The organism is Rhizobium sp. Leaf262 (assembly GCF_001422245.1).
Classification (GTDB): Bacteria; Pseudomonadota; Alphaproteobacteria; order Rhizobiales; family Rhizobiaceae; genus Agrobacterium.
Map to the genome: position 1 here is coordinate 178,697 of NZ_LMMM01000020.1, position 11,224 is coordinate 189,920.

The following is an 11,224-nucleotide window of genomic DNA, read 5'->3' on the forward strand; positions in this document are numbered from 1 at the left end:
AACAACACTACCGCGAAACCACGATGCGGAACCCGTTGCCGCGCCAGAAGCCATCCGGTTCGAGGCTTCCTCGATAGGTGCAGCAGGCTTTCAGTTCGCCGCTCGAAAAACAGCCGCCGCGTAGCACGCGCCGGATGGATGGTGCGGCATCCAGCGCTTCTCGTCCATCGTTTGAATAGGGGTATTTGAAGTCGGGCGTGGCCATGTCATCGCCCCACAGCGTGGTGCACCACTCCCATACCTGACCGACCATATCGTAGCAGCCATAGGGAGAACGTCCCTTCGGAAACAGACCAACCGTGCAGGTGGTGTTGAACCCAGCCTCTTCCGAATTTGCCGCGTCGTCCATCCACGTATGTCCCCAGGGATAGCTGAGAACATCCGCCCCCATATCCCGCTGGCCGCCACGCGCGGCACGCTCCCATTCGGGCTCCATGGGTAGTCGCACGAATTCGTCTTCGGAAATACGCCCCTGCGCACGCCAGCGATGCGTCAACCAGTCACAAAAGGCCCGTGTATCGTGCCATGTGAGGTCGGTCGCAGGAGCATTGCGTCGGTCATCCGAAAACCCGTCCGGGCTGCGCCACAGCCGGTTCGTGTCGCGTACAAACGCGCCATAGGCTCCGTTCGTCACCGGATAGACGCCGATACGAAAGGCGTCGACGGTGACTGGATGTGGCGGTGCAGAATTGGGATGGCTGTCAGAGCCGAAAGTGAATTCCCCACCTGCAACATCTGCCAATGCATCAAGGTCGCGCGGATCGCCCCAGAGCGAAAGCCTGCGGCCCGCCATCTCACGTTCCGGCGCGGAAAGCGCTCCGTCGCTGACGATTGCCAGCAAATGTTCAGCAATGCGGTCACGCAGCGGTCCTGCCGCCGTCACCATATCCGCCGCCAGCAACGCGCCCCGCAGAACCGCGTCACCTTCGCCATCTATCAGTGCTTCAACCAAGGCGCTGGCCGCAGTGGTGCCGGAAAGGCGCGCGGCGAGGCTGGTCATGACCGGTGCCCAAAGGCCCGGATTCTTGCGAAAATGCTCAACGGCCAGATCAGCGGGTTTGGATATGAGATGCACCGCTGCCAGCAATTGCCGCACGCGGGTAATGGGCATGATGGTGGGGTCATCCACCTCGGCTGTCAGCGCATCAAAGGCCAGACCGCAAAAGAGTTCGCTTGTCTGGGCATCACCGGAAATCTTTGCGAGCCAGCTGTCGGTGATCGCCTCGGCGCTATCGCCCGCATCGCCGCCATGCATGGCCATGAGGAATTGCGCTGGATTGGCAGCGGCATTGCCAAGAGCAACCCCAGTCGCGCCGAGATCAAGGCCAGCCAGTCGCGCAGCCGTTTCCCGACGTTGGCTTTTCAGAAGCGGCAGCAGATCGTACCGCACATAGCCCGCGGGAAGCGCCCAACCCTTGACGACAGAAACCTCTCCGAGTGCGAGCAGCTTCACAGCCGGATGGCGGCTTTGGCACGCCAGCGCATCTGCCAGCAGTTGACGCCCTGCGTCGCCGGCCGCCTCTATGCCGTCCAGTATCAGTAAAAGCCCACGGTCCGCATGGAACGAGACATCGTTGGAAGATGCGAGCAGTTCCTCGAAAGTTTTTGAGGGCTCGACAGTGAGATAGAGCGGCACAACACCCTCCAGCGTCCAGTGCTCATCATGCACTGCACAGAGATCGTTGCGCGGAATGGCGCGCGGCGCAAAGCCACCTTGCGCGAGTGAGAACGCCAGATGCTTCGCAAACGTGGTTTTGCCGCTGCCGGTCTCTCCGGTCAGCACGACGGTTGGATGATCGCGCACCATTTCAAGCGCCGAGAAATAGACGGCGGGTTCCGGCTCCGCCTGATCGGTCAGCCTGCGCAGCCCCTTGGCCGCCTTGTCCTCGAATGTGAAATTGACGAGCAGCGGAATATAGCCGGTCGCCAGATCAACGATCGATGCATCCGGCAGGGCAAAAAGCTGCGCGGCACCGAACTCTTTTGCCTGCGAAATCAGGCTGTCCACCGCGTCTATATCGTCATTGTTCATTGAAAGAGGCTTGCCACATCTGGGTTATGAAATCTCTGGATCTCGATGGCATAACCGGCGGGATCTTCAAAGAAGAAATGCTCGCAGAAGGTTCCGCGCAGCATCTCCGACTGACCGGCAACGCCTGCTTCCTTCAACCGCTTGTGCCAGCCTTCGACATCCTGAGACACGATGGTCAGCAGCACGGCGCTCTTTTCCTGATGTTTCAGATGACCGCGATTGCCATCGACAATGCCGAAGTAGCAGTTTTCAGCAATGCGGTAGATACGGGCCATTTTCTGATCGAGCACCAATTCGAAGCCCAGCACCTCCTCGTAAAACGGCACGACGGCATGGATATCGTCGTAATAGAAGAAGGTGATCGAATAGTCTTTTTTCATTCTGTGTATCCTCGTGTTCAGGCGATCGTCAGCGTACCCTTGTGATCGATCGAAAGCCCGGCGATGTCATTGCGCGCCGCGAAAACATCGACCGGATGCACCAGATAAAGCCAGGGCGGGTTGGCGTTGAGATAGGTCAGGCAGGCGGCATAGGCACGCTCACGCGCATCCGGCTCCACTGCCGCATTGGCCGCTGCGATCAGCCGTTCGGCTTCAGGATCTTCATAACCCTGCCACCAGACGGCTCTCGCGACGCTCGATATCTTGTCGTTGAGAATGCGGTATGTGCTGTGCGGTGAGGAATCGAATATCGCTAAATCCTTCATCTCCTTGCGGCCGATCTGGCGGGCATATTCCGGCCGGTCGGTTTCAATCTCGATCTCCACCTCGAAGCCAACAGCCTCAAGTGCCTCGGCCACGAACCGGCTGATCTCCGGTGCACGCTCCGGCATGAAGGTGGGCGTGCGCAACTTGATCCTGCGGTCGCCATCTACCTCGGCCAGCAAGGCACGTGCGCGGTCAGGATCGTAAGCGATGGGTGAAAGCCCGGCGGTCTTCATGCCCAGATGAAAAGGGCTGACGATACTGGAGGACGGTACGGCCAGATCGCCGAATATCTCGTGGCATATGGCCGCCGTATCCACTGCGTGATTGGCAGCAAGCCGCGCCTGCGGTGAGCGGAAGATGCCTTCGCTGCAATTGAGGTAATACATGACTGAGAGCGTGTTGACGGCCCTGCCCCACTGAAAGGCATCATCAAACTCAAGCTTGCCCTCAACACGCTCGAGATTGAGCGCGGCATCGACGGCGCCGGATTTCAGCAGAGCATAGCGTTCGTCGGCGGACGGTTCGCAAAGCGCAATGATGCGCTTCGGCTCCGTGCTAACAGAGACCCGCTCCAGTTCGGCACGGACCTTGGATTCGAAATTCAGAACGCGGAACGGCCCTGTTCCCAGAACGGGAGTACCATCAGGCGCGAAGCGGCAAATGTAAAACTCCGAAAAGATATCGAGAATATCGGCGATGGGGTGCGGATTGCGCACCACGATTGCTCCGTCCCCCTCCGTCATGATCTCGGCATCGGCAAGATAACGGGCATAGGACCATTTCATGCCGAACGTATCCACAGCCTCCAGAATGCCGTCGATGAAGTCGATGATATCGGAAGCGACACAGGGCTTGCCGTCATGGAAAACAGCGCCTTTGCGAATGACGAAGCGCCATTCTCGTCCATCGGGGCTGTGCGTCCAATGGGAAAACAGAGCTGGCTGAACCTGACCATCATTCCACTTCAGCAATGGTTCGAACACCAGATTTTTCAGCGTCAGAACGCTGGTGTCATCAGTCACCCGCGTCGGCGGCAGGAAGTCGACTTTTTCGAGGGCTATGGTCAAAGTAGACATGGCTGGCCTCAGTCGAGTTCGTTGCGGCGGCGCGGATTGAACCAATCGGCAAGGGAATCGCCGATCAGATTAAAGGAGAGCACCGCAAGCAGGATCGCCATGCCGGGGGCGAGCGCCACCCAAGCGGCACTGCGCACGAATTGCAGGTTGGCGGACACATCAGCACCCCACTCCGCCATGGGCGGCTGCGCACCAAGCCCTAGGAAGCCGAGGCTTGCTGTTTGCAGGATGGCACTGCCCAGCGCCAGCGTGGATTGCACCAGCAGCGGCCCGAGCCCGTTGACGAAAACATAGCGGAAGAGAATGCGCGGTGTCGGTAGTCCAAGTGAAATCGCTGCCTCGACATAGGGCTTGACGGAAATGCTGAGCGCCTGGCTGCGGGCGACACGGGCAAATTGCGGGGCAAGCGTTATGGCAACGGCCAGCATCGCATTTTCAAGGCTCGGGCCGAAGGCAGCGGCCAGCGCAATGGCCAGCACGAGCGCTGGAAACGCCAGAATGGCATCCACGATGCGCATGACGATACTATCGAACCAGCCACCGAGAAAACCCGCCAGCATGCCGATAGTAACGCCGACGACAAAGGCGATGGCCACGACACCCACGCCAATCGCCAGCGTAGCGCGACCGCCATACATGATGCGGGTAAAGATATCGCGCCCGAAGGCATCCGTGCCAAGCCAATGCTCGAAACTCGGTGCGGCCAGCTTGTGCAGCACATCCAGCTTGGTTGGCGAATAGGGCGAAATCATCGGCCCGAAGACGATGACGCAGACGAGCAGCAGCAGGATGATGCTGCCCGCCAGAGCCAGCGTATTTTTGCGCAGGAAGTTGAAAAACTCTGACATCCGGCTCACTTCATCTTTTTGCGGACGCGCGGGTCCAGAACGCCGTAGAGAACATCCACCACGATGGAGGTGAAGACGAACAGCAGCGCAAACACCAGCGTCGTGCCCTGAATGACGGGATAATCGCGGTTCTTGATCGCCTCGAACATATATCGTCCGATACCCGGCCATGCGAAAATCGTTTCGGTCAGGATCGCGCCACCCAGCATTTCCGCAAATTTCAGACCGACGACAGTGATGGCTGGCAACAAAGAATTGCGCAATCCATGGCCCAGAATGACATCGGCACGGCGCAAGCCCTTGGCTTTGGCCGTGCGAATGAAATCCTCGCCCATCACTTCCAGCATAGTGTTGCGCACGAAGCGCCCAAGCGTCGCTCCGAGAAAGGCAGCCAGCACGGCGGTGGGCAGGATGAGGTGTTGCAGAGCGCTCCAAGCAGCAGCCCAATTGCCGGTGATAATGCCATCCAAAATGGCAAATCCCGTCACCGGTTCAGCAATGATGAAGGAACTCATGCGGCCCGAGACCGGCAGCCAGCCGAGATAGGTAGCGAACACCAATTGCAGGATCAGCGCCAGAAGAAAGGCGGGCATAGACACACCCACCAGCGAGACAACGCGGGTGATGTGGTCGAATGTCGAGTTCGGACGCGTGGCGGATAAAACGCCGATAGGAATGCCGATGATGATGGCAACGATGACGGCCAGAACCGAAAGCTCTATCGTGGCAGGCAGGCGTGTGAGAATTTCATGCGCCACCGGTTGTCCAGTTTTCAAGGATACGCCGAAATCGCCCTGCAACAGCCCCGTTACATAGTTGAAAAACTGAACGGGAAACGCCTGATCCAGATCCAGCTGCGCTCGCAGCGCATCAATCTGCTCCTGCGTCGCACCGGGGCCGAGCAAAGTCACTGCCGGATCGCCGGGAATGAACCGCACCAGCGAAAACACGATGACCAGCACGATACACATGACAGGTATCAAGGCGATCAACCGGCGTAGAATAAAACTGGCCATTCCCTGCCTACTCACATCATCGAAAAATGATCTGCACCGATTTCCCGCTGCAGATCGGCCTGGCGGCCTTACTTCTTGGAAACGCCCCAATATTCATTGAGTGGCGGCGCGCTGTTGACGACGAGACCTTCGACATTGGCGCGCTGGAAGACGATCAGCTTGGGGCTGAAGAGATAGACGCCGGGAACGCGCTTGACGATTTCTTCCTGCACCTGATGATACAGCGCCGTGCGGGCCAGCACATCCACGGTCTGTTGGGCTTTCAGGATCAGATCGTCCAGCGCCTTGTCTTCCGGCATACGGAACGTCATGGCCGAGTTGGCAAGCGACGACAGATAGCCGATGGTGATATGCGCATCCGGATCGTTGTACCAGGGCTGGCGACCGTCAAGTGCTGCATCGAACTGGCCAGCGGTCTGAAGCGCACGGTAGGCCGGAAACTCGGTCTGCTCGATGGTGGCGGTGATGCCGATATCGGCCAGATTGGCCTGCACGTAAGTGGCAACGGCTGCCCAGAGCGGACCCTGGAAGCTGTAGAGCTTCAACTGGATCGTGGAGGGATCGACTTTGGCTTCCGCAAGCAGCTTCTTCGATGTTTCAGGATCGTAGTTCGGCGCGAGATCCTTGATCTTCGGATCGAACGCCCAGCTGTTGGTGGTCAACGGACCATAGACGCGTTCGGCAGTTCCGCCGAAGACACCTTCAAGCAGGCCATCATAATCAATGGCGTGGGCCACGGCCTGACGCACGCGGATATCCGCAAACGGGCCGTCTTTCTTGCTGTTGTTGAATTCCAGCTGGCGAATGATCTGGCTGGGCGCCTCGAGTATCTTCACATCGGCATTGGACTTGAGTGACGCGATGTCTTCAGCTGCAATGGCGGAAAGCTGGCCCTGCTGCTGCACGATATCGACGCCACCGCTTTCAAGCTCGAGACGACGGGTCGAAGCTTCCGGGATGACGCGGTAGATGATGCGTGAAAGCTTTGGCGCGCCACGGAAATAATCGGGGTTGGCTTCCAGAACCACATTGGTATCGGCCTGCGCGCTCTTAAAAGCGAATGGGCCGGTGCCGACCGGGTTGGCAGCAAATTTGTCACCGAACTTCTCGACGGCAGCAGGGCTGACGATGGCCGACTGTGGCTGCGCCAGAATGGAGAGGAAGGCCGGATATGGTTCGGTGAGGCTGATCTTGACTTCCGTGGGCGAGACGACCGCGATGTCCTTGATCAGACCGAAGGTCGCCTTGACGTAGGAATTGGTGGCCTTGGTGCGCTCCAGCGAGAATTTCACCGCAGCCGCATCGAAGGGCGTACCGTCCTGAAACTTGACGCCTTCGCGGATCTTGAAGTCGAACTCCTTGCCATCGGCAGACACGGTCCAGCTGGACGCCAATCGGCCTTCCAGCTCCTTGAAGTCTGGCGCGGTCCAGGCAACCAGCGTATCGAAAACATTGAGAATGATCTCGCTGCCAATAGGCTCGGCCTTGTTGGTGCCGGGCTCCAGGCTGACGGGATCGGATGGAACGGCGATGACAAGTGTTTTCAACTGGTCATCACTCTGCGCGTTGGCCGCGCCTGCAAACAGCGGAACAGCCAAAAAGGCTGCGGCGGCTAGTCCTTTAAAGAGTTTCATGGGCACGACCCTTTCGCGGTCTGATCGAGGCATTGGGCAGCCTCTGCTCGGCTTCATGCTATCAGTATAATCGCGGCTCGCGCCTGTGATATTCCACGAAATATATCATCGCTTTTTAGACTGTAAAGGTGATCTGCAAGCAATTTGAACAAATAGCTAATATTGCTTATTCATTGTGCAAAAGAGGGAATATTATATTGCCTGCAGAGGAATTTGAGCAAAATCTGAGCGTCAGATATGCTCAGGCAGGATCGGCACCGGTGACGACAGGACGTGTTGGATCACAGACCCATGCGGACCAAGACCCGGGATACATGGCCGCATCAATGCCAATTGAGGCAAGCGCCAGAACCGTATGCGCCGCCGACATTCCCGCCCCGCAATAGACCCCAACAGGCTTCCTGCCATCGGCACCCAGCACCCGATACATTTCGCGCAGGGTATCGCCATCGGTAAAATTTCCGTAGTCGGTGACATTGTCAGGCGCTGGAGCGCTCAAGGCATGGGGAATATGCCCACGGGGCGGCTGGCCGGGGGCGGCTTTCCCACCGATATAGTTGGGCCTGATACGCGCATCGAGAAGAACGCCATCGGTCGCCAGCTTCAGCGCATCGTCAGCCCCAAGCTCGGCCATATGTCCCGGCGACAGAACGATATCGCTCGGCACCGGCTTCGTGATCTCCTCCGTCACCGGCATATCCGCAGCGATCCATGCAGGAAAACCACCATCCAGCACCCGCACATCGGGCAGGCCTGCCCAACGCAAAACCCACCACGCACGCGCCGCCGTCATGCTGCGGTCAGCATCATAGATGACAACAGTAGTGTCAGGCCACAAACCCCAGCTGCGTGCCTTGGCCTGAAGCTCTGCAATATCTGGCAGGGGTCTCTGCCCGCCTTCGACGCTCGCAGGGGACTGAAAATCAGTATAGGCTTGCGTATCTATCGCGCCTTTGATCCGCCGCCCGTTGAACGAGTTCTGGCCCGTATAAGGATTGATGGAATGCACGGCGATGACCGTGACATCCGCTCCGGCGGACAACATGTCTTGCAACTGAGCTGGCGTCAAAAGAACCGAGATGCGCGTCGTGTCAGTCATGGTGATCTCCGGATATACGGGCTGAAAGAGGTGTTCCTCTCTTACCATGGTAAAATCATCCATCTGGGAAATGATGACAAGCAATAAATATCTCACGTAATATTCTACGAGATATTTTTATTGACATTCACCTGTCCGCAGGCTGCAATGTGGTTCTCAAGAGCCGGAGTATCGAAATTTGACAGTTCTTTCGGTCGAAAATCTGACAACCGCATTTCGCCGCAATGGCATCTGGAACTCCGTGGTCAACGATGTGAGTTTCAGCATCGATGCCGGAGAAACGGTGGCGATCGTCGGCGAATCCGGTTCCGGCAAAAGCGTCACTGCCATGTCGATCATGCGGCTGCTGCCGGAACGCACATCGCGTGTGACCGGCACCGTCAGGCTTGGCGAAACCGACCTGCTGTCGCTGCCCGAGCGGCAGATGCAGGACATTCGCGGCAATGACATCGCCATGATTTTCCAAGAACCAATGACGTCACTCAACCCGGTCCTCTCCATAGGCCGCCAGATTGCCGAATCGATCATCCGGCATCGCGGCATTTCCAAAACAGAGGCGCGGGCGGAGACGGTGAGGCTCCTCGAGCGGGTGCGCATACCTGCGGCGTCCAGCCGTTTCGACGAATATCCGCACCAGCTTTCCGGCGGCATGCTTCAGCGCATCATGATTGCAATGGCGCTCGCCTGCCGTCCGAAGCTCTTGATCGCCGACGAGCCGACAACGGCGCTCGACGTCACCGTACAGGCCGAAATCCTGCAACTGATCAAATCCTTGCAGGATGAGGAGAACATGGCCGTGCTCTTCATCACCCATGACATGGGTGTTGTGGCCGAGATTGCGGACCGGACCGTGGTCATGTTCCGCTCCCGAGCACTCGAAACCGGCAGGACCGAACAGATTTTCGCCCAACCCGCCAATGTCTATACCAAGGCGCTTCTCTCTGCCGTGCCAAAACTGGGTTCGATGGCAGGCCACGACTATCCGGCCACATTTCCGCTGACCGATACGGATACCGGCGTTTCCTCAGCTGAGCGCGAGATCGCGGGAACGATACCGGCAAACAAGCCTCCGATTCTGGAAGTGCGCAATCTTATCACACGGTTCGATATCAAATCCGGTGTCTTCGGGCGTGTCAGCGGGCGCGTTCATGCTGTCGAGAATATCTCGTTTGATCTGCATGAGGGTGAAACACTGGCGCTCGTCGGCGAATCCGGCTGCGGCAAGTCAACCACGGGGCGCTCTGTGCTGCGTCTGATCGAACCGGTCAGCGGCTCCATCCGCATCAATGGACAGGATGTTCGGTCTCTCACGCCCGCCGCGCTTTCGAAGCAACGCCAGCATATGCAGATGATCTTTCAGGATCCCTTCTCCAGTCTCAACCCGCGCATGCGCGTGGGGGAAGCCATCATGGAGCCGCTGGTTTCGCATGGTTTGGCAACGACCAAAGACGCTCGCGATAGAGCCACGGACCTGCTGGTCCGCGTGGGCTTGCAGGCCGATATGGCAAAGCGTTTCCCGCACGAATTTTCGGGCGGCCAGCGCCAGCGCATCAGCATCGCGCGCGCACTGACGCTTAATCCCGGCCTCATCGTGGCCGATGAAGCCGTCTCCGCGCTCGATGTCTCGATCAAAGCACAGGTCGTCAACCTGATGATGGAACTGCAGGAGCAGTTGAAAATCGCCTACCTCTTTATCAGCCACGATATGGCGGTGGTAGAGCGCGTCAGCCATCGGGTCGCAGTCATGTATCTGGGCGAGATCGTCGAGATCGGCACCCGTGCGCAGATCTTCGGCAATCCGCAGCACGCCTACACAAAAAGACTGCTCAGCGCCGTTCCGATTGCCGATCCAGCACGACGCCATTTACGGAAAGTGGCAGAGGGCGGGGAGATCGGCAGCGCTGTGCGTCCGGTAGATTACGTGCCGGTGGCGGCGCGCTATGCAGAGCCAGCGCCCGGCCATCTGGTCAAGGTTGCCTGAGAGGTCAGCGCATGCTCCAGGATTTGAGTAAGAGCGGAGACTTAGAGCGTCAATCCGCCCTGCCCGGTCGCGATCAATGCACCGAGAATGCCGCTGCGGGTATTCTCGTTGTGCTCCACGATAACCTCTCGCGCCAGATCGGAATCCCGTTTGCGCAAGGCCGCCACGATCCGGTGGTGATCGACATTGGTTTCCGGATTGATGTCACGAACGCGCGCGCCCATGTAGAAAAGCCGCGCACATTCCTCAAGATGGCTCATCACCAGCGCATAGAGGCGAGGATTGCGCGAACCGCGGGCAATGGCGGAATGGAACTCCTGATTGGAATCCACGAAGGTTTTCGTGCTGATCTCCTCGCCGATCACGTAGCTGACATCGGCCAGCTGATCGAGCGCATCGAGGTCTTCATTGGAAAGGTTCTTGGCCGCAAGCGCCGCCGCCGTCCCTTCCAGCATGCCACGAATGGCGAAAAGGTCGTTCATGTCTTTAACGGTCACGGGTGTGACGCGGTAACCCCGGCGCGGATAGGCTTCCATGAAACCCTCGACGCAAAGCCGTGCCAGCGCTTCGCGCACCGGCGTCTTGCTGACAGAAAGCTGCTCGGCAAGCTCCGGTTCGGACACATCCATGCCCGGCGCCAGTTCTCCGGTGATGATGCGCTCCCGCAAAATGGCGTAAGCCTTCTCGGTCAGAGACTTGCTGCGCTTCTCCCCCGACACATCCGCTTTGTTCAAAGCCAATCTCCAGTTTTCCGTCTACGCCACACGTTCATGCCAGCAGCGTCAACATAGGTCAGTCATCCGGGCATTGCTATGCACCGATTGCGGCATG

Annotated in this window: 9 protein-coding genes; 1 reads left to right on the forward strand and 8 read right to left on the reverse strand. The window is 58.4% G+C overall.

The window, feature by feature from the left end:
- Positions 1-7: 7 nt before the first annotated feature.
- The 7 genes from ASF29_RS21915 to ASF29_RS21945 form a co-directional block, all read right to left on the reverse strand.
- On the reverse strand, positions 8-2,032 hold the full coding sequence (locus ASF29_RS21915; RefSeq protein ID WP_062452798.1) for an SUMF1/EgtB/PvdO family nonheme iron enzyme: 2,025 nt from the start codon (positions 2,030-2,032) through the stop codon (positions 8-10).
- Positions 2,029-2,412 (reverse strand): glyoxalase/bleomycin resistance/extradiol dioxygenase family protein, encoded by a 384-nt coding sequence (locus ASF29_RS21920; RefSeq protein ID WP_062452799.1) that lies wholly within the window; start codon positions 2,410-2,412, stop codon positions 2,029-2,031. Before ASF29_RS21920 ends, ASF29_RS21915 begins: the two co-directional genes overlap by 4 nt.
- Positions 2,413-2,429: 17 nt before the next feature.
- Positions 2,430-3,815 carry an ABC transporter substrate-binding protein gene (locus ASF29_RS21925; RefSeq protein WP_062452800.1) on the reverse strand — a complete coding sequence of 462 codons (1,386 nt, stop codon included), beginning with the start codon at positions 3,813-3,815 and terminating at the stop codon, positions 2,430-2,432.
- A gap of 8 nt (positions 3,816-3,823) precedes the next feature.
- Entirely contained in the window at positions 3,824-4,663 is an 840-nt protein-coding gene (locus tag ASF29_RS21930; RefSeq protein WP_062452801.1) for an ABC transporter permease, read from the reverse strand.
- Between the two features lie 5 nt (positions 4,664-4,668).
- Positions 4,669-5,679, reverse strand: a complete 1,011-nt coding sequence (locus ASF29_RS21935) for an ABC transporter permease (protein ID WP_062452802.1) — start codon at positions 5,677-5,679, stop codon at positions 4,669-4,671.
- Between the two features lie 68 nt (positions 5,680-5,747).
- Positions 5,748-7,313 carry an ABC transporter substrate-binding protein gene (locus ASF29_RS21940; protein WP_062452803.1) on the reverse strand — a complete coding sequence of 522 codons (1,566 nt, stop codon included), beginning with the start codon at positions 7,311-7,313 and terminating at the stop codon, positions 5,748-5,750.
- Positions 7,314-7,554: 241 nt separating this feature from the next.
- Positions 7,555-8,412: a rhodanese-like domain-containing protein gene (locus ASF29_RS21945; RefSeq protein ID WP_162237928.1), complete on the reverse strand. Its 858-nt coding sequence runs from the start codon at positions 8,410-8,412 to the stop codon at positions 7,555-7,557.
- A gap of 178 nt (positions 8,413-8,590) precedes the next feature.
- On the opposite strand from ASF29_RS21945, the gene ASF29_RS21950 reads away from it, so the two are divergent.
- Positions 8,591-10,393 (forward strand): ABC transporter ATP-binding protein, encoded by a 1,803-nt coding sequence (locus ASF29_RS21950; protein ID WP_062452805.1) that lies wholly within the window; start codon positions 8,591-8,593, stop codon positions 10,391-10,393.
- A gap of 41 nt (positions 10,394-10,434) precedes the next feature.
- Here the strand turns inward: ASF29_RS21950 and ASF29_RS21955 are convergent, their stop codons facing one another.
- Complete coding sequence (locus ASF29_RS21955) at positions 10,435-11,127, reverse strand: GntR family transcriptional regulator (protein ID WP_062452849.1); 693 nt, start codon at positions 11,125-11,127, stop codon at positions 10,435-10,437.
- Between the last annotated feature and the right edge of the window lie 97 nt (positions 11,128-11,224).

Excerpts from the sequence above, each read along its gene's own strand:
- ASF29_RS21915 (WP_062452798.1), bottom strand. The coding sequence starts at position 2,032 with ATGAACAATGACGATATAGACGCGGTGGACAGCCTGATTTCGCAGGCA.
- ASF29_RS21920 (WP_062452799.1), bottom strand. The coding sequence starts at position 2,412 with ATGAAAAAAGACTATTCGATCACCTTCTTCTATTACGACGATATCCAT.
- ASF29_RS21925 (WP_062452800.1), bottom strand. The coding sequence starts at position 3,815 with ATGTCTACTTTGACCATAGCCCTCGAAAAAGTCGACTTCCTGCCGCCG.
- ASF29_RS21930 (WP_062452801.1), bottom strand. The coding sequence starts at position 4,663 with ATGTCAGAGTTTTTCAACTTCCTGCGCAAAAATACGCTGGCTCTGGCG.
- ASF29_RS21935 (WP_062452802.1), bottom strand. The coding sequence starts at position 5,679 with ATGGCCAGTTTTATTCTACGCCGGTTGATCGCCTTGATACCTGTCATG.
- ASF29_RS21940 (WP_062452803.1), bottom strand. The coding sequence starts at position 7,313 with ATGAAACTCTTTAAAGGACTAGCCGCCGCAGCCTTTTTGGCTGTTCCG.
- ASF29_RS21945 (WP_162237928.1), bottom strand. The coding sequence starts at position 8,412 with ATGACTGACACGACGCGCATCTCGGTTCTTTTGACGCCAGCTCAGTTG.